This window comes from Kitasatospora sp. NPDC057223 (genome assembly GCF_042669755.1).
Taxonomy (GTDB): Bacteria; Actinomycetota; Actinomycetes; order Streptomycetales; family Streptomycetaceae; genus Kitasatospora.
Map to the genome: position 1 here is coordinate 1 of NZ_JBHUWW010000110.1, position 17,059 is coordinate 17,059.

The 17,059-nt window shown below is 72.7% G+C and carries 18 protein-coding genes, 1 tRNA gene and 1 pseudogene; 11 read left to right on the top strand and 9 right to left on the bottom strand.

Features of this window, described 5'->3' with window-relative positions:
* Window positions 1-155: 155 nt before the first annotated feature.
* The 3 genes from ACFUK0_RS29975 to ACFUK0_RS29985 all read left to right on the top strand — a co-directional run bounded on the left by ACFUK0_RS29975 (window position 156) and on the right by ACFUK0_RS29985 (window position 1,754).
* Window positions 156-275 carry a putative leader peptide gene (locus tag ACFUK0_RS29975; RefSeq protein ID WP_380255595.1) on the top strand — a complete coding sequence of 40 codons (120 nt, stop codon included), beginning with the start codon at window positions 156-158 and terminating at the stop codon, window positions 273-275.
* A 100-nt stretch (window positions 276-375) separates the two neighbouring features.
* A complete protein-coding gene (locus tag ACFUK0_RS29980; RefSeq protein ID WP_380255596.1) occupies window positions 376-654 on the top strand; it encodes a MoaD/ThiS family protein in 279 nt (92 codons plus the stop codon).
* 131 nt (window positions 655-785) lie between these two features.
* A complete protein-coding gene (locus tag ACFUK0_RS29985) occupies window positions 786-1,754 on the top strand; it encodes a PLP-dependent cysteine synthase family protein (protein ID WP_380255597.1) in 969 nt (322 codons plus the stop codon).
* A 344-nt stretch (window positions 1,755-2,098) separates the two neighbouring features.
* Here ACFUK0_RS29985 and ACFUK0_RS29990 read toward each other — a convergent pair whose 3' ends face one another.
* Window positions 2,099-2,557 carry a type II toxin-antitoxin system PemK/MazF family toxin gene (locus tag ACFUK0_RS29990; RefSeq protein WP_380255598.1) on the bottom strand — a complete coding sequence of 153 codons (459 nt, stop codon included), beginning with the start codon at window positions 2,555-2,557 and terminating at the stop codon, window positions 2,099-2,101.
* A gap of 195 nt (window positions 2,558-2,752) precedes the next feature.
* On the opposite strand from ACFUK0_RS29990, the gene ACFUK0_RS29995 reads away from it, so the two are divergent.
* From ACFUK0_RS29995 to ACFUK0_RS30005, 3 genes are all read left to right on the top strand, one after another.
* Window positions 2,753-2,947 carry a helix-turn-helix transcriptional regulator gene (locus ACFUK0_RS29995; protein ID WP_380255599.1) on the top strand — a complete coding sequence of 65 codons (195 nt, stop codon included), beginning with the start codon at window positions 2,753-2,755 and terminating at the stop codon, window positions 2,945-2,947.
* A 270-nt stretch (window positions 2,948-3,217) separates the two neighbouring features.
* The gene (locus tag ACFUK0_RS30000) at window positions 3,218-3,964 is read left to right on the top strand and encodes an MBL fold metallo-hydrolase (RefSeq protein WP_380255600.1); all 747 of its coding nucleotides are present in this window, start codon (window positions 3,218-3,220) and stop codon (window positions 3,962-3,964) included.
* A 213-nt stretch (window positions 3,965-4,177) separates the two neighbouring features.
* Window positions 4,178-5,506 carry a hypothetical protein gene (locus tag ACFUK0_RS30005; RefSeq protein WP_380255601.1) on the top strand — a complete coding sequence of 443 codons (1,329 nt, stop codon included), beginning with the start codon at window positions 4,178-4,180 and terminating at the stop codon, window positions 5,504-5,506.
* A gap of 16 nt (window positions 5,507-5,522) precedes the next feature.
* Here ACFUK0_RS30005 and ACFUK0_RS30010 read toward each other — a convergent pair whose 3' ends face one another.
* Window positions 5,523-6,437 (bottom strand): branched-chain amino acid transaminase, encoded by a 915-nt coding sequence (locus ACFUK0_RS30010; RefSeq protein WP_380255602.1) that lies wholly within the window; start codon window positions 6,435-6,437, stop codon window positions 5,523-5,525.
* A 137-nt stretch (window positions 6,438-6,574) separates the two neighbouring features.
* On the opposite strand from ACFUK0_RS30010, the gene ACFUK0_RS30015 reads away from it, so the two are divergent.
* Complete coding sequence (locus tag ACFUK0_RS30015; RefSeq protein ID WP_380255603.1) at window positions 6,575-7,564, top strand: LuxR C-terminal-related transcriptional regulator; 990 nt, start codon at window positions 6,575-6,577, stop codon at window positions 7,562-7,564.
* A gap of 20 nt (window positions 7,565-7,584) precedes the next feature.
* Here ACFUK0_RS30015 and ACFUK0_RS30020 read toward each other — a convergent pair whose 3' ends face one another.
* From ACFUK0_RS30020 to ACFUK0_RS30035, 4 genes are all read right to left on the bottom strand, one after another.
* A complete protein-coding gene (locus tag ACFUK0_RS30020) occupies window positions 7,585-8,871 on the bottom strand; it encodes an LLM class flavin-dependent oxidoreductase (protein WP_380255604.1) in 1,287 nt (428 codons plus the stop codon).
* The gene (locus ACFUK0_RS30025) at window positions 8,868-9,914 is read right to left on the bottom strand and encodes an LLM class flavin-dependent oxidoreductase (RefSeq protein ID WP_380255620.1); all 1,047 of its coding nucleotides are present in this window, start codon (window positions 9,912-9,914) and stop codon (window positions 8,868-8,870) included. The genes ACFUK0_RS30020 and ACFUK0_RS30025 overlap by 4 nt, the downstream gene beginning before the upstream one ends.
* A gap of 336 nt (window positions 9,915-10,250) precedes the next feature.
* Window positions 10,251-11,525 (bottom strand): PTS transporter subunit EIIC, encoded by a 1,275-nt coding sequence (locus tag ACFUK0_RS30030; RefSeq protein ID WP_380255605.1) that lies wholly within the window; start codon window positions 11,523-11,525, stop codon window positions 10,251-10,253.
* A 732-nt stretch (window positions 11,526-12,257) separates the two neighbouring features.
* Window positions 12,258-13,550: a PTS transporter subunit EIIC gene (locus ACFUK0_RS30035; RefSeq protein WP_380255606.1), complete on the bottom strand. Its 1,293-nt coding sequence runs from the start codon at window positions 13,548-13,550 to the stop codon at window positions 12,258-12,260.
* A 365-nt stretch (window positions 13,551-13,915) separates the two neighbouring features.
* On the opposite strand from ACFUK0_RS30035, the gene ACFUK0_RS30040 reads away from it, so the two are divergent.
* The 4 genes from ACFUK0_RS30040 (at window position 13,916) to rdgB (ending at window position 16,202) form a co-directional block, all read left to right on the top strand.
* Window positions 13,916-14,149: a glucose PTS transporter subunit EIIB gene (locus ACFUK0_RS30040; RefSeq protein ID WP_063349220.1), complete on the top strand. Its 234-nt coding sequence runs from the start codon at window positions 13,916-13,918 to the stop codon at window positions 14,147-14,149.
* 125 nt (window positions 14,150-14,274) lie between these two features.
* A complete protein-coding gene (gene rph, locus ACFUK0_RS30045) occupies window positions 14,275-15,000 on the top strand; it encodes a ribonuclease PH (RefSeq protein ID WP_380255607.1) in 726 nt (241 codons plus the stop codon).
* Between the two features lie 184 nt (window positions 15,001-15,184).
* Window positions 15,185-15,574, top strand: a complete 390-nt coding sequence (locus tag ACFUK0_RS30050) for a hypothetical protein (RefSeq protein WP_380255608.1) — start codon at window positions 15,185-15,187, stop codon at window positions 15,572-15,574.
* Window positions 15,575-15,593: 19 nt separating this feature from the next.
* Entirely contained in the window at window positions 15,594-16,202 is a 609-nt protein-coding gene (rdgB, locus tag ACFUK0_RS30055) for an RdgB/HAM1 family non-canonical purine NTP pyrophosphatase (RefSeq protein WP_380255609.1), read from the top strand.
* Window positions 16,203-16,273: 71 nt separating this feature from the next.
* Here rdgB and ACFUK0_RS30060 read toward each other — a convergent pair.
* The 3 genes and pseudogenes from ACFUK0_RS30060 to ACFUK0_RS30070 form a co-directional block, all read right to left on the bottom strand.
* Window positions 16,274-16,358 (bottom strand) — tRNA-Leu (locus ACFUK0_RS30060).
* Between the two features lie 44 nt (window positions 16,359-16,402).
* Window positions 16,403-16,561 (bottom strand): annotated as a pseudogene (locus ACFUK0_RS30065) (HNH endonuclease); the annotation flags it as partial.
* A 24-nt stretch (window positions 16,562-16,585) separates the two neighbouring features.
* Window positions 16,586-16,915 (bottom strand): hypothetical protein, encoded by a 330-nt coding sequence (locus ACFUK0_RS30070; RefSeq protein ID WP_380255610.1) that lies wholly within the window; start codon window positions 16,913-16,915, stop codon window positions 16,586-16,588.
* Window positions 16,916-17,059 lie beyond the last annotated feature (144 nt).

Genomic DNA, 17,059 nt, shown 5'->3' on the forward strand with positions numbered 1-17,059 from the left:
CCGGGCCCGCCGCCCGCTGCCACCGCGGTCGGCGGGCCTTCGTGCTGCCCGTCCGGCCTCCGCCTTTCCGTTCGAATCTCATCAGGAGATACGGAAACATCCGAACTGCGAGACGGGAATGTCGGAGCGGGGCCGGGAATCTATACGATGAGCCCATGCGTTCCGTCGATGTGAGCACTCAGGCACCGGGCACCCGCCTCGTGGCGCGCCTGCACGTCGACCTGTGCCGGCTCGCCAGCGCGATCTGTCCCGGTACATCCGACGGCTCCCGCTGAGCCACTGCCCGCCCCGGTCCGCGGCCTGCCGCCGCTCCCCGGGGCCACGCCCTGCCGCGCCCCTGCGGCCCACCCACGTCACCTGCACAGGAGCGCACTCATGGCCATCGAGGTCCGCATCCCGACCATCCTCCGCACCTACACCGACGGCGCCAAGGCCGTCGAGGGCAACGGCGGCAACCTCGCCGAGCTCATCGCCGACCTCGACGCCCGCCACCCCGGCATCGCCGCCCGGCTGCTGGAGGGCGGCGACCTGCGCCGCTTCGTGAACGTCTACCTGAACGACGAGGACGTGCGCTTCCTGGAGGGCATCTCCACCGCGGTGGCCGACGGCGACAGCGTCACCATCCTCCCCGCCGTGGCCGGCGGCGCCCGCTAGCAGCGTGACCCCTTCCCGCCCCGGGTAACGTCGGGGCGGGAAGGGCTGTCACCGCCCGCCGCCACCGCCCGTCACCACCGCACCCTCACCCCTCACCCCTCGCCGCACCCGCCCGTTGCCGGAGGCCTCCCTTGCGTTACGACAGCCCGCTCGAAGCCGTCGGCAACACCCCGCTGGTCCGCCTGCCCCGAATCTCGGCGGCCCTGCCGGGCAACGAGGACGGGCAGGTCACCCTCTGGGCCAAGCTGGAGGACCGCAACCCGACCGGCTCCATCAAGGACCGCCCGGCCCTGCACATGATCGAGCGGGCCGAGGCCGACGGGCGGCTCACCCCGGGCTGCACCATCCTGGAGCCCACCAGCGGCAACACCGGCATCTCGCTCGCCATGGCGGCCAAGCTCAAGGGCTACCGAATGGTCTGCGTGATGCCGGAGAACACCAGCGAGGAGCGCCGCGAGCTGCTGCGCATGTGGGGCGCCGAGATCATCGCCTCGCCCGCCGCCGGCGGCTCCAACACCGCGGTGCGGATCGCCAAGGAGATCTCCGCCGAGCACCCCGACTGGGTGATGCTCTACCAGTACGGCAACCCCGACAACGCGGGCGCGCACTACGCCACCACCGGCCCCGAGATCCTCGCCGACCTGCCGACCGTCACCCACTTCGTGGCGGGCCTCGGCACCACCGGCACCCTGATGGGCGTCGGGCGCTTCCTGCGCGAGAGGGTCCCCGGCGTGCAGATCGTCGCCGCCGAGCCGCGTTACGACGACCTGGTGTACGGCCTGCGCAACCTCGACGAGGGCTTCGTCCCCGAGCTGTACGACGCCGAGGTGCTCACCACCCGGTTCAGTGTGGGTTCCGCCGACGCCGTCCGCCGCACCCGCGAACTCCTCCAGCAGGAGGGCATCTTCGCGGGCGTCTCGACCGGTGCGATCCTGCACGCCGCCGTCGGTGCGGGCCGCAAGGCCGCCGCGGCCGGCGAGCGCGCCGACGTGGTCTTCGTGGTCGCCGACGGCGGCTGGAAGTACCTCTCCACCGGCATCTACACCGCCGCGAGCACCGAGGACGCCGTCGAGGCCCTCCAGGGCCAGCTCTGGGCCTGACGGGCCCGGCCGGACACCGGGTCGGCCGACGAGCCCGGTGTCCAGCGTGATCCCGAACGGCTCGGGCAGCTCGACGGCCTTCCCGACCGGCACCGACAGCGACTCGCGGTAGCAGCCGTGCTCCGGGGTCCGGTAGGGCGTGACGGTCGGCCCGGCCTCGGCGAACGCGTCAGCAGGTAGGCCGGTACGCCCGCGTGGGCGTGGCCCCGGAGCTTCTTCGTTTCTCCTACGTCCGTGGCCGCCGTGTCCAGCATGCTGGCGGAGGGCGGGCCGGTCCATCGGTGCGCGTTCACCCGTTCGGGGGGCGTACGTTCAGGTCCGGGCGCGTTCGGGTCCGGCCGGGGTCAGGCCTTGCCGCGTGCGGCGGCGGTGCGTGCCCAGGTGCGGCCGTCGGCCTCGCCGACCCGGCGGCGGAAGTCGCGCAGCGGGACCTCCCGCAGTTCGTCGGTCTCCAGCCAGCTGGTGCGGCCCTGGCGGTCGCCGACCGCGCCGGGCGGGAGGGCGAGAACGCCGGGGCGTTCGGCGTGGTGCTTGCTGGTGATCTTGGCGACGGTGGCCGACCGGCCGTTCACCTTCAGCACCAGGCAGGGCCGGTCCTTGGCGCCGGGCCCGTCCTCGAACGGGACTTCGGCCCACCAGATCTCCCGCGGCCGGGGCGGGGAGCCCTTGCGGGGCGGGCGCGGCCCGGGCCGCCCCGGCCGGGTGGGCGCCGGGCGCTGCCGCGCCCTGCGGGCGAGCGCTCCGGCCAGGGCGGCCAGGACCGCGACCACCGCCACCGCTGCGACCACCCAGTACCCGTTCATGGGCCCGACCGTACCCGGCCCGCAATCGCCCCCACCACTGTGACCGCGGTGACAGCCGGGTATTTGTCCGTTCCGTGCTGCCGATTCGTCACGAATCTGTCACTGCGTCCGTTCTGCACCCGTGCCGGCGGCCGGGCCCGAAAGGCTGGGCGGGCAGCCGAGGCCAGCCTCGGTGTCCCCCTCCGGAGGCGCCCCATGAGCCAGCCCAGCACCGACCTGTGGTCGTACGCCGAGATCGCCCGCCACATCAACGTCCAGCCCGAGACCGTCCGCAACTACCGCCGGCACGGGCTGCTGCCCGAACCCGACGCGCACGACGGCGCCGGGCATCCGCGCTGGTACGCCGGCACCATCAGGGCCTGGGCGCGCGGCCGGCCCCGTCACCGCTGACCCGCGCCCGCCCGCCCCGCGGCCTGCCCCGCGCTCCGGCTTTCGCGCCCCCGTCCCCGCAGCGTTCTGGTGATTCCAGCCACAGCGCGGCACGGAGACGGGGGCAAAGTGCCGTCCCGCCCTTACTCTCGACACGCGAACGCAGCGCTACCGACCGGTGTACCGGCCGGTAGGAACCGGCCCCGGCCGGGACGGCATCAGCGGAACGGCCAGGACCAGGACAGGCATGACCAACAGCAGCCAGGACGTGTCGGGGCGGAGGGGCTCGGTATGAAACTGACCGTGGTGGGGTGTTCGGGAAGCTTCCCGTCCACCGAATCGCCGTGCTCCAGCTACCTCGTGGAGGCCGACGGCTACCGCCTCGTGCTCGACCTCGGCAACGGCGCGCTCGGCGCCCTGCAGAACTACTGCGGCCTGTACGACGTCGACGCCGTCCTGCTCAGCCACCTGCACGCCGACCACTGCATCGACCTCTGCGCCTACTGGGTCGCCCGCAACTACCGCGCCGAGGGCTGCCCCGACCTGCTGCCGGTGTACGGGCCGCCGGGCACCGCCGAGCGCCTCGCCCGCGCCTACGACATGCCCGAGGAGCCCGGTATGCGCGAGGTCTTCGGGTTCCGCACCCTGAGCCCCGGCAGCTTCGACCTCGGCCCGCTGCGCGTCACGGTCGCCCGGGTCAACCACCCGGTCGACGCCTTCGCCTTCCGCGTCGAGCACCAGGGCCGCTCGCTGGTGTACTCGGGCGACACCGGGGAGTGCGCCGAGCTGGTCGAGCTCGCCCGGGACACCGACCTGTTCCTCTGCGAGGCCGCCTACGTGGACGGCCGCGACACCTACCAGGCCGTCCATCTCAACGGCCGGGAGGCCGGCGAGCACGCCGCCGCCGCCGGCGCCCGCCGCCTCGTCCTCACCCACATCCCGCCGTGGACGGACGCGGAACACAACCGCCGGGACGCCGCCGCCGCCTACGCCGGCCCGGTCGAGGTGGCGAAGCCCGGCGCGGTGTACGAGATCTGACCCGGTCGGCGGGCGTTCGCGGGACTCCGAAAAGTTCTGCATCCAGCTGCAACCACCCGCGCCCCCACGCGTCCATATGAGTGAGCGGCAGGAAAGCCGCACCCAGCCGCCGGGCCCACGGGCCCGCCGCCGGCACCCAATCACTCGTCAGACATGTTCTGTGCTGCCCGGACACGGCTCCTCGCCTGTCCGGGCGCCTCCAGGGGGATCACCATGCTTCAGACCAACCGCGCCCTGCGCCGGGCCCGCCGTGTCGTCCCGGCCGCCGTCCTCACCGCCGGGCTGCTCGCCGGTGGCGCGGTCACCGCAGCCCCGGCGTCCGCCGGTACGGCGCCGCTGACCCTGACCGTGCAGCCGCCGTCCTCGATCGGCGCCGCGGGCGGGCCGGTGGAGTTCACCGAGACCATCGCCAACCCGGGCGGCACGGGCTGGGCCGTGGTGCTCCAGCTCACCGCCGAGACCGCGTCCGGGGCCGGGCCCGACTTCATCGGCATCGAGACCCGCAACGAGCTGAACGGCCGGTGGGAGGTGGTGCCGGTGACGCTCCACCACGAACAGGACAAGGACGTCTTCTCGGCCGAGGTGATCGGGAAGATCATGGTGCCGGCGGGGGAGAAGACGGACGTCCACCTGCGCATCGGCGCTCCGCTGGGCAAGCCGCACGCCGGTGCGACCAACGGCGGAGTCGGCCCGGCCGTCACCCTCCGCTCGGAGGTCAAGGGCTGGTGGCAGGACCTCCCGGTCGAGCCGGCCGTACGGGACACCAGCACCATCGAGGTGGGCGCCGTCTCCAACGAGCTCGCCGGAGTCCCGGCCGGGGCCGTCGCGGGCGGTGCGCCGGTCGAGTTCGACGTGCTGCTCAGGAACCCGACGCGGTCCGCCTACACCAACCTCGGCAACGTCCTGTTCGCGGACAGGCACGCCAAGGTCGAGGTCCGCCGTGCCGACGGCACCTGGGCCGCCCTGCCCGCGGTCGACGTGCCCGACGAGGCGGCCGGCCCCGCGGGCTTCTACCTGGACGGCCGCGACTCCTCCCTCGCGCCCGCCACCACGCGGACCGAGCGGGTGCGGATCAGCTACCCCGCAGGCACCCCGGGCACCGCCGGCGAGCTCCGGCCCTGCGTCTTCGTCAACGAGACCGAGAAGGAGGCGTTCCGGGGCACCACCTTCTGCTCGCAGGGTGCCACCGTCGCGATCACCGAGGCCGCCGCCCCGAAGCCCACCACCCCGGCCCCGGCCAGGACCTCCGCCACTCCGGCGCCGCCGTCCGCCGCCGCCCCGTCCGTCCCGGCCGCCAGGGCTGCCGCCGCCACCTCCGCCGCGGCCGCGGCCGTCCCCGTCACCAGTGCCCCGCCGAGCACGCCCGCCCCCGCCCCCGCCGCGGCCGCGGCCGCCGATCCGGCACCGGCCGGCCGGCTGGCGGTCACCGGCTCCGACGGCGGCCGTACCGGCCTCCTCGCGGGCCTCGCCGTCCTCCTGATCGGCGTGGGCGTCGCGGCGTTCGCCGTGGTCCGGCGCCGGCGTACGGGCGCCGCCGGGTGAGCGGCCGTCCGCCCGGTCAGTCCACCGGGGTCAGCCACCCCCGGTAGCGCGGCTCGGCGCCCGACACCGCGGCTCGGTAGAGCTCCCGCAGTCGCACCGTCAACGGGCCGGGTGCGGCCGGGAGTTCACGGTCATCGAGGGATCGCACCGGCACCACGCCGGCCGCTGTGCCGGAGATGAACACCTCGTCCGCCGCGTACAGGTCGGAGCGCAGCAGGTTCTCTACCCGCACCTCCACGCCCAGGTCCCGGGCCAGCGTGAGCAGGGTGTCCTGGGTGATGCCCTCCAGCGCGCCCGCGCTCGCCGGCGGTGTCCGCAGCACGCCCCCGCGGACCGCGAACACGTTCTCCGCGCTGCACTCGCTCACGAAGCCGTCCGGTCCCAGCAGCAGTGCCTCGTCGTACCCCGCGTCCGTCGCCTCGCGCCGCGCCAGCACGGAGTTGAGGTAGGGCCCGGTGGCCTTCGCGGCGTTCGGCACGGAGTTCGGCCCGGTCCGCTGCCAACTGCTGGTCTTCACCCGCACCGACTCGTCCTCGGTGTCCAGCGCCGACAGCCAGTCCCAGCTCGCGATCACGGTCGAGACGGGCGAGGAGCGCATGTCCAGCCCCATCGATCCGTACCCGAGGAAGGCGAAGTGCCGCAGATAGCAGGACCGGTGGCCGTTGGTGCGCACCAGGTCCAGGGTGCCCTTGGCCAACTCGTCGGCGCTGTACGGCAGATCGATCCGCAGCATCCGCGCGCTGCGCTCCAGCCGCAGCAGGTGGTCGGTCAGCCGGAACACCGCCGGGCCGTCGGCGGTCGCGAACACCCGGGTGCCCTCCAGCACTCCCGTGCCGTAGTGCAGGCCGTGTGTCAGGACGTGGACCTGCGCCTGCTGCCAGGGCACCAGTGCGCCGTCCATCCAGATCGTGGAAGCTTCGGGGAGAGACATGCGCCCATCCTGTCCGCGCCCGGCGCCGCAGGTCAGGGCATGGGCGCTGCCGGAACCGGCCATGACCGGGAGCGGCCGCCGTCTCACCGGCCGGAATGCCGGCCTGCCCCGGCGCGCCCGTCGGTAGCGTTCCCCGGATGGACCGGCCGGACGGCAACCCAGCATCCCGCGGCGACGCCGCCCAGCTGTACGCGCGGCTGCTCGCCGACCCCGGCCTGCGGCCCGCGCCGCCCGGCTGGGACGGCGCCCGGCTCGCCGCCGCCGAGGCCGAACTGCGCACCCTCGGCCTGCTCGGGCCCGCCGGTACCGGCCCCGCGGCCGTCTCCGTCGACACCGCCGTCCGCCAGCTGCTGCTCGACGCGGACGAACAGATCACCGCCCTGTTCGAGGCCGTCCGCCGCACCCGCGACAGCGTGGAGCACCTGCACACCCGCTACCTGCCCGAGCAGCAGCGCCACCAGGCCGGCGCCGCCCACGAGCCCGTCCGGGGCGCGGCCCGGATCGCCGCCCTGCTGGAGGACGCCGCCCGCGGCGCCCGCACCGAGGCCCTCTCGCTGCGCCCCGGCGAGGACGACTCCGGGGCCGCGCTGGCCGGCAAGCTCGCCCGCGAGCGGATCGCCCTCGCCCACGGCGTCGCGATGCGCACCGTCTACCCGGCGGCGGCCCTGCGGCGCCCCGCCGTCCTCGCCCACCTGCGGGAGCTCACCGCCGCCGGCGCCCACATCCGGGTCGCCCACACCCTCCCGCTCCGGCTGATCGCCGTCGACGCCCGGCTGGCCATCCTCCCCGCTCCGCCCGCGGGCGCGGCCGGGCCGGAGGCCGCCGCGGTCGTCGTCCGCGATCCCGCGATGGTCGCGATGATCCGCGAGCTGTTCGAGTACTTCTGGGCCGGCGCCTGGGCCCCGCCCGAACTCCACCCCCGGGGCCGGCCGGCCGAGGGGGCGGGCGACCGCCACCGCGAGGTGCTGCGCCTGCTCGCCGCCGGGCTGACCGACGCCGCCATCGCCCGCAAGCTGGAGGTGTCCGAGCGCACCGTGCGGCGGCTGGTCGCCGAGCTGATCGCCGACCTGGGGGCGGAGAGCCGCTTCCAGGCCGGCGTGCACGCGGCCCGCCTGGGCCGTCTCTAGGCGCCGCCCTGTCCGAAGGCTCAGCGCTCCCCGGGGGACGGCAGCCCGAGGTGTTCGCGCAGCGTCGTCCCCGCGTACTCGGTGCGGAACACCCCGCGCTCCTGGAGCAGCGGCACCACCTGGTCGACGAAGTCGTCCAGCCCGTTCGGCGTCAGGTGCGGCACCAGGATGAACCCGTCCGCCGCATCCCCCTGGACGTACGCGTTGATCCGCTCCGCCACCGTGGCCGGCGTCCCGATGAACGACTGCCGCCCGGTCACCTCGATCACCAGTTCACGGCTCGTCAGCTTCTTCTCCTCGGCGACCGCGCGCCACCTGGCGGCGATCTCCAGCGGATCGCCGATCCTGGTCCGGCCCTGCACCAGCGCACTGTCCGGGACGGGGTCGGCCGTCGGCAGCGGTCCGTCCGGGTCGTGGTCGGACAGGTCGACGCCCCAGACCTGCTCCAGGTAGGCGAGCGCCGTGCGCGGCCCGACCTGGGCCCGGCGGATCTCGGTGGCCCGCTCCTGCGCCTCGGCGTCGGTGTCACCCAGGACGTACGTCACGCCGGGCATGATCTTCAGCTCGTCCGGCTTGCGCCCGTAGGCGGCGAGGCGCCGCTTCACGTCGGCGTGGAACGCCTGCCCGGCCTCCAGGGTGTGGTGCCGGCTGAAGACGACGTCCGCCGCCGAGGCGGCGAACTCGCGGCCCTCGTCGGAGTCCCCGGCCTGGATCACGACCGGCTGCCCCTGCGGGGAGCGCGGCAGCGACAGGGCGCCGGTGACGTCGAAGTGCTGCCCGCTGTGGCGCACCTCCTGCCCGTCCGCGTCCCAGAACTCGCGGGCCAGTTCGACGAACTCGGCCGCCCGGGTGTACCGGTCGGCCTTGTCGAGGTAGCCGCCGCGCCGGAAGTTCTCGCCGGTGAACGCGTCGGAGGAGGTCACCACGTTCCAGGCGGCCCGGCCGCCCGACAGGTGGTCGAGCGAGGCGAAGCGTCGCGCCAGCTCGTACGGCTCGTTGAAGGTGGCGTTCACGGTGGCCGCGAGCCCCAGCCGCGAGGTGACCGCCGCGAGTGCGTTCAGCACGGTGATCGACTCCGGCCGGCCCACCACGTCCAGGTCGTGGATCCGCCCGTTCACCTCCCGCAGCCGCAGCCCCTCGGCCAGGAAGAAGAAGTCGAACCGCCCGCGTTCGGCGGTCTGCGCGAGCTGCCGGAACGAGGAGAACTCGATCTGGCTGCGCGACTGCGGGTCGGTCCACACGGTGGTGTTGTTAACGCCGGGGAAGTGCGCGGCGAGGTGGATCTGCTTCAGCGGACGGTCCGTCATCGGGTCACCTCGGCGGTCACGGGAGCGGGAGCGGTGGTCGCGGCGGCGGCAGCGGCGGCTGCGGTCGCGGCGGGGGAGTAGCGGCTGACCGGCCGGTCCAGCCCGAGGTGCTCGCGCAGGGTGCGGCCCGCGTACGCCTCGCGCAGCAGCCCGCGCTCGCGCAGGGCCGGCGCGACGTCCCGGGCGAACGCGGCCAGGTCGCGGACGGGATCGGCCGGCACCAGGTGGAAGCCGTCCACCCCCCGGGCCCCGGCGATCCGCTCCGTCAGGGCCCGTGCCGCGGCCTCGTCCGGGAGCGCCACCTCGATGCGGGCCAGTACCCGCAGCAGCTCCCCGGCGTCCAGCCGCAGCGCGCCGGCCGCGATCCGGGCGGCCTCCTGGTCCGGCTCGTCCAGCAGGACGACGTCGGCGTGCCGGACGACCAGGTCGCGCTTCTCCGGCAGGTCGTCGGCGGTCAGCGCGACCACCACGACCGGGCGGCCCTGCGGCGGCCTCGGGGTGATGGACGGGCCGCGCACCGAGAAGTGCGGTCCCTCGAAGTCGATGTAGTGCAGCCGGTCGCGGTCGATGAAGCGGCCGGTGGCGACGTCGCGGATCTCGGCGTCGTCCTCCCAGCTGTCCCAGAGCCGGGCGGCGACCTCGACGGCGTCCGAGGCCTCCGCCCACAGGGCGGCGGCGGGTGCGGCGGCGCGGCGTCCGAACGCTCCGGCCTCGGCCTCGGTGGTGGAGACGCCGATCTGCCAGCCGGCCCGGCCCTCGCTCACCCAGTCCAGCGTGTTGACGGAGATCGAGGTGTGGAAGGGCTCGGTGTGGGTGGTGGTGACGACCGGGACCAGTCCGACCCGGCGGGTCTCCGGGGCGACCCGGGCGAGGACGGCGAGGGCGTCCGGCCGGTGCGGCGCGGCGGCGAAGGAGTCGTCGAGGGTGACGAAGTCCAGGGTGGCCTGTTCGGCGCTGCGGGCGAGCGCGGTGTAGTGGGCGGCGGTGACGTGTCCGGGGCTGTCGAGGGCAGCGGAGAAATGCAACTGGCGGGGCATGGGCAGGCCTTGGTTTCCTCGTGCGGGTACGCGAACGGGGCCCTTGCGGGCGACACGGGCTTGCTGGTGCGGGAAGGGCCGGGCGGGGCGTCAGCCGGGCAGCCGCGGGGAACGGGTCAGGCGCGACACGCCGCGGACCACACGCGACCGAAGTCGATGTGGCTGCGGGTGACCAGAATGCGCGGGACGTTCACCGCCCCAGTTGACCAGCGCCGATGCCGATTCGTCAACCACCGTCCGCAGACCGGCCCCGGGCCCGGCGGGCGGCCCGGACACGCGAACGCCCCGCCCCGCCGCTCGGGCAGCGAGCGGCGGGGCGGGGCGAGGGCGGGGGTGCGGGCGTCAGGCCTTGGTGACGTCCTCGATCTCGTCGTCGTCCTCGCGACCGGGGGTCTTGAGGTCGAAGCGGGCGATCGCGAAGCGGAAGAGGAAGTAGTACAGCGCCGCGAAGACCAGGCCGATCGGGATGATCAGCCACGGGTTGCTGGCCTTGCTCCAGGCGAGCCCCGCGTCGATCAGGCCGGCCGAGAAGGTGAAGCCCAGGTGCACCCCGAGTGCCCAGGTGACGGCCATCGACACGGCGGTGAGGACGGCGTGGATGACGTAGAGCGCGGGGGCGATGAAGACGAAGGCGAACTCGATCGGCTCGGTGACACCGGTGACGAAGGAGGTCAGCGCCAGCGACATCATCATGCCCATCACGGCCTTGCGGCGGTGCGGCTTGGCGGCGTGGGCGATGGCGAGCGCGGCGGCGGGCAGCGCGAACATCATGATCGGGTAGAAGCCCGAGGTGAACTGTCCGGCCGTCGGGTCGCCGGCGAAGTAGCGGTGGATGTCACCGTGCACGACGGTGCCGTCGGGCTGGGTGAAGTCGCCGGTCTGGAACCAGGCGTACGAGTTGACGAACTGGTGCATGCCGATGGGCAGCAGCGCGCGGTTGGCCAGGCCGAAGGCACCCGCACCGAGTGCGCCGGCGCCGATCAGGGTGTCGTTCAGGCTCTTGATGGCGTCGCCGACCGGGCCCCAGAGGAGCGCGAAGGCGACACCGACGGCGGTGCCGACGAAGGCCATGATGATCGGGACGAGGCGGCGGCCGTTGAAGAAGCCGAGCCAGTCGACCAGCTTGGTGCGGTGGTAGCGCTGCCACAGCACGGCGCTGAGCAGACCGATCACGATGCCGCCGAGGACGCCCGGATCCTGGTAGGTGGCCGCTACGTCCTTGCCGGGGAGGATCTGGTACTCGGTGACCGGGAAGGCCGTCAGCACGTTCTTGTAGACGAGGAAGCCGACCAGCGCGGCGAGGGCCGTCGAGCCGTCCGCCTTCTTGGCGAAGCCGATCGCGATGCCCACCGCGAACAGCAGCGGAAGGTTCGCGAACACCGCGTCACCCGCGGTGGCGAACACCGTGGCGACCTTGCCCCAGCCCAGACCGTCCTTGCCGAAGACGTCGTCCTGGCCGAGCCGGACCAGCAGGCCGGCCGCGGGCAGCACCGCGATGGGCAGCTGGAGGCTGCGGCCCATCTTCTGCAGGCCCTGGAGGAAGCTCTGGCCGTACTTCTTGGCGGGGCTCGGCGACGGAGCCGCATCGGGCGCCGGCGCCTGCACAGAGGTAGTCATGGGGGGAGGTTCCTTACGGCATGGGGCGGTCCGGGTGGTGCAGGGGCGGGACCGCCGCGAACTGGTCTACACCACACGTGGTGTAGACCAGTTTTCTAGCACGCCGCGAGAAGGGGGGGAACCCCTGAAAGCCTTGCAGGTCGGAAGCGCTATGAAATCGAAACCTTCTTGAGGATTCGCGATCTTGATTACCCGCAGTGATTGTGCTTTTGGCGATTTGCGCAACAAAATGCCCGCGACCCCGGCCCGGCGGCCATCCGGACGGGCGGGAGTGGACGAACGGTCACCCGGTCGGAACGGCCACCCGCATCCGCCGCCAGGCCGCGCCCCGGAACATCGCGAGCCGGCCGGACGATCACGAGTCGCGGAAGCATGCGACGCAGGACACACCCGCTGCCGCCGTCCCCGCCGCCCGGCTCCGGCACTCCGGTCGGTCAAGAGCCGCGAACGAACCGTCGGCCCGTCACCCCGCAACGCGGTGGACCTCGGAGCCGGCCCGCTCGGATCCGCCCGGCGGCGCCCGCCCGCCCGGCCCCCGCCGCCCGTTCGGGTAGTGGGACGTGTCCGTACCGAATTGCCTCCGGCCCGGCCCGGCGGGGAGATTCCGGGTGCTGCCGGAAAAACCATTCCGGCGGCGCTGGAAAGGCCGCCGGAATTTGCCTGCACTTTGCCCGGAATGCCGAGGGGCCCCGGACCTGACGGTCCGGGGCCCCGGCGGAAAGCCGTCCTGCGCTACGCCTTGGTGACGTCCTCGACCTCCTCGTCGTCCTCGCGTCCCGGGGTCTTGAGGTTGAACCTGGTGATGATGAACCGGAACAGCACGTAGTAGACGACGGCGAAGCAGAGGCCGATCGGGATGATCAGCCAGGGTTTGGTCGCCAGGGACCAGTTGATGGCGTAGTCGATCAGGCCCGCCGAGAAGCTGAAGCCGTCGTGGACACCGAGCCCCCAGGTGATCGCCATGGACGCACCGGTCAGCAGGGCGTGCACCGCGTAGAGGGCGGGGGCGATGTAGGCGAAGGAGTACTCGATCGGCTCGGTGACACCGGTGACGAAGGAGGTCAGCCCGACCGAGAGCATCAGGCCGTAGATCTCCTTGCGCCGGTGCGGCTTGGCGCAGTGGGCGATGGCGAGCCCGGCGGCGGGCAGCGCGAACATCATGATCGGGAAGAATCCGGAGGTGAACTGCCCGGCCGTCGGGTCGCCCGCCAGGAAGCGCGGGATGTCACCGTGCACCACGTCGCCGTTGGCCTTGGTGAAGTCGCCGAACTGGAACCAGACGAAGGTGTTCAGCAGCTGGTGCATGCCGATCAGCAGCAGGGCGCGGTTCGCGACGCCGAAGATCCCGGCGCCGCCGGAGCCGAGGTCGACCAGCCACTGGCTGAAGTCGGTCATGCCGCGGCCGATCGGCGGCCAGATCCAGACGGCGAGGCAGGCCAGCACCATGCCCATCAGGGCGGTGATCATCGGCACCAGGCGGCGGCCGTTGAAGAAGCCCAGCCAGGCGTACTTGAACTTGGTGCGGTGGAAGCGGACCCAGAGCCAGGCGGACAGCAGGCCGATCAGGATGCCGCCCAGCACGCCGGGGTTCTGGTAGACGGCGGCCTGGGCCGCGAGCGAGTCCGGGTCCACGCAGCGGTTGCCGAGCAGCTTGGTCGGCGCCGGACAGGTCTCGGGGAACGCCTGGAGGATCTTGTAGTAGACGAGGAAGCCGACGACCGCCGCGAGCGCGGTGGAGCCGTCGGCCTTCTTGGCCATGCCGATCGCCACGCCGATGCAGAACAGCAGCGGCAGGCCGAGGCCGGAGTCGAGCAGGGCGCCGCCGGCGGCCGCGAAGACCTTCGCGACGTTGTCCCAGCCGAGCCCGTCCGGACCGAACACGTCGTCCTGGCCGAGCCGGTTCAGGATGCCTGCGGCCGGCAGGACGGCCACCGGGAGCTGAAGGCTGCGGCCCATCTTCTGGAGGCCGCCGTAGAAGCCGTGCCACCACTTGGTCTGTGACGCTGCGGCGCCTGCTGAACTCATCATCGCCCTCCGAGAGCAGTGCCCGTTGTGCCCGGTCGCGGCGGGACCACGGAACACCCGGGGCGTTTCCTGCGTTAATCGGAGTACACATATAATTGGTGTAGACCACTTGCAGTGCAGGGGTGAGCGCACGCCAGGAACCGAAGTCCTGCTGATCGACATCCTCGGACGAAGATCCAGAGTGCGCGCGCCGAAATGCGCCAAACGTGGACTAACCTGGCAAACCGGTCGAACTCGGGTGATGCTGGTCGCGCTACCGACGCATCACGGCACCTGAACCCGCGTCAGCACGACCGCACCCGACAGCACAGGGCAACACGGCACCCGGCACAGCAGCCGACGCGCCGAGACAGAGGGAGAAACACATGGCCAGCAAGGCTGAGAAGATCGTCGCCGGTCTCGGCGGCATCGACAACATCGAAGAGGTCGAGGGCTGCATCACCCGCCTCCGCACCGAGGTCAAGGACGCCTCCCTCGTCAACGAAGCAGCCCTCAAGGCCGCCGGCGCCCACGGCGTCGTCAAGATGGGCACCGCCATCCAGGTCGTCATCGGCACCGACGCCGACCCCATCGCGGCCGACATCGAAGACATGATGTGACCTGACCCACCCGGCGGCCCCGGCCGCCACCAGGTCACCCACACGGCCCGCCCAGCAGCACCCCGCTGCCGCGCGGGCCGTCCGCACACCGGCACCGCCCCGGCGACCGACTAGGCTCGGACGCTATGTCACGCATCGACGGCCGCACCCCCGACCAGCTCCGCCCCATCACCATCGAACGAGGCTGGAGCAAGCACGCCGAAGGCTCCGTCCTCATCACCTACGGCGACACCAAAGTCCTCTGCACCGCCAGCGTCACCGAAGGCGTCCCCCGCTGGCGCAAGGGCAGCGGCGAGGGCTGGGTCACCGCCGAGTACTCCATGCTCCCCCGCGCCACCAACACCCGCGGTGACCGCGAGTCCGTCCGCGGCAAGATCGGCGGCCGCACCCACGAGATCAGCCGCCTGATCGGCCGCTCGCTGCGCGCCGTCATCGACCACCGCGCCCTCGCCGAGAACACCATCGTCCTCGACTGCGACGTCCTCCAGGCCGACGGCGGCACCCGCACCGCCGCCATCACCGGTGCCTACGTCGCCCTCGTCGACGCCGTCTCCTGGGCCCGCGAGAAGAAGATCCTCCGCGCCAAGGGCCAGCCCATCACCGGCGGCGTCAGCGCCGTCAGCGTCGGCATCATCGACGGCGTCCCGATGCTCGACCTCCAGTACGAGGAGGACGTCCGGGCCGAGACCGACATGAACATCGTCTGCACCGCCGACGGCCGCTTCGTCGAGGTCCAGGGCACCGCCGAAGGCGCCCCCTTCGACCGCGCCCTGCTCGACCAGCTGCTCGACCTCGGCACCCTCGGCTGCGCCGAACTCGACGAGATCCAGCGCAAGGCCCTCGGAGCCTGACACCCGGCCCGACCGGCCGCCACGCCGCGCGACACGGCCTCCGGGCACCGGCTCCTGTACACGCCGGGCCCGGAGCCCGTACGGTTCCCGCAACACCCCGATTCCCCGCAACATCCCGGACGGGAACCGCCGGCCCGATCCCCGGCGTCCTCCCCTCCGGAACCCGCGCACCCAGGAGGATCAGATGCCCCAGAGCATCACCCGGCCCGCCACTCTCGCCGTGGCAGCGCTCATCGCCATCCTCCCGCTCAGCGCGGTCAGCTGCTCCGCAGCCCAGAAGGCCCTCGACTGCGGCAACACCGCCGTCCGGATCAGCGGTGACATCGCGGACGTCACCAGCACGTTCAACAACGCGAGCAACGACGCGGCCGCCGCCGGCGCCGCCCTGCAGAAGCTCAAGAACGACCTCGACCAGCTCGGCAAGAACTCCAAGAACACCGACGTCGCCAAGGCCATCACCGACCTCAACACCCAGGTCACCAAGGTCCAGCAGGCCGTCGACGCCAACGAGGTCCCCGACCTCAAGCCGCTCGGCGACGCCGCCGGCAACCTCACCTCGGTCTGCACCGGCTGACCTTGGCTAGGGTTGGGGCATGAGCAACCGACGCCTCGTCCTCGCCACCCGCAACCAGCACAAGGTCACCGAACTCCGGGCCATCCTCGGCGCGGCCGGCCTGGACGTCGAACTCGTCGGCGCCGACGCCTACCCCGAGATCCCCGACGTCGCCGAGACCGGTGTCACCTTCGCCGAGAACGCCCTCCTCAAGGCGCACGCCCTCGCGAAGGCCACCGGCCTGCCCGCCGTCGCCGACGACTCCGGCCTCTGCGTCGACGTCCTGGGCGGCGCCCCCGGCATCTTCTCCGCCCGCTGGGCCGGCAGGCACGGCGACGACCGCGCCAACCTCGACCTGCTGCTCGCCCAGCTCTCCGACATCGCCCCCGAGCACCGCGCGGCCAACTTCGCCTGCGCCGCCGCCCTCGCCCTCCCCGACGGCACCGAACGCGTCGTCGAGGGCCGCCTCCTCGGCACCCTCCGCACCGCCCCGGCGGGCGCCGGCGGCTTCGGCTACGACCCGATCCTCCAGCCGCTGGGCGACACCCGCACCTGCGCCGAACTCACGGCCGACGAGAAGAACGCCATCAGCCACCGGGGCCAGGCCTTCCGCGCCCTCGCCCCGGTCGTCCGGGAGCTGCTCGGCTGACGGGACGTCCGCCGCAACGACGAAGGCCCGCTCGGAGGGAAATCCGAGCGGGCCTTCGTTTCTCAGGCAAGTGCGGCCGGAGGGATTCGAACCCTCACGGATACAAGATCCACTGGCACCTAAAGCCAGGGCGTCTGCCAATTCCGCCACGGCCGCCTGCCCTCAGTCTAAGGGGTCGCCTTCGCTGTGGACACTGCCATTTACCGTTGCGGCGGGATCTGAGTCGCCCTCACGGGTGCGGCGTGCCGGTTCTTGTTCCTCCCGCAGTACGTCTCTGTGGTGGCGTGACAGTTCGGGCAGAGCAGCCTGAGATTGCCCGGGTGGTTGTCCGACCGGTCGCCGCTGATGTGATCCACCTCGAGAGTGAGTGGCCGGCCGCGTCACTAGGGCCCGGTGCCACAGCCCTCGCAGGCTTCGGGGCGGCCGAGTTCGGCCAGGGCCCGCCGGATCCTTGCCCCTGGGAGCCGCTCGGCGTCCGTCGGGCGCGGCACCAGGATCTCGTCGGGCGCCAGCTTGCTCGGGAACTTCCTGCCCCGGTTGCGCGCCTGTCCGGTGAAGTGCGAGGTGTCGACGGCGCAGGCGGCCGGTCTGCGCTGAAGGTATCTGCGGTTGTAGCGGTCCGGCTTCCTGTCGAGTGAGGCCAGGGCCTCGTCGAGCGTCGTCGCTCCTGCGGCGGCCGCACTCAGTGCTTCGTGGGTGTACTTGATCGGCATGCGTGTCCCTCCGGGCCCGGTGGTTCGCCCGTCCCCCGGCAGTACGAACGACTGTTGGGGCGTCTGGGTCACGGGCCTGCAGAGGAGTTGGGCGGGGGCGGGGCCGTGAGGTGGCGAGTTGGTAACTTCTTTGCCAATTGGTAC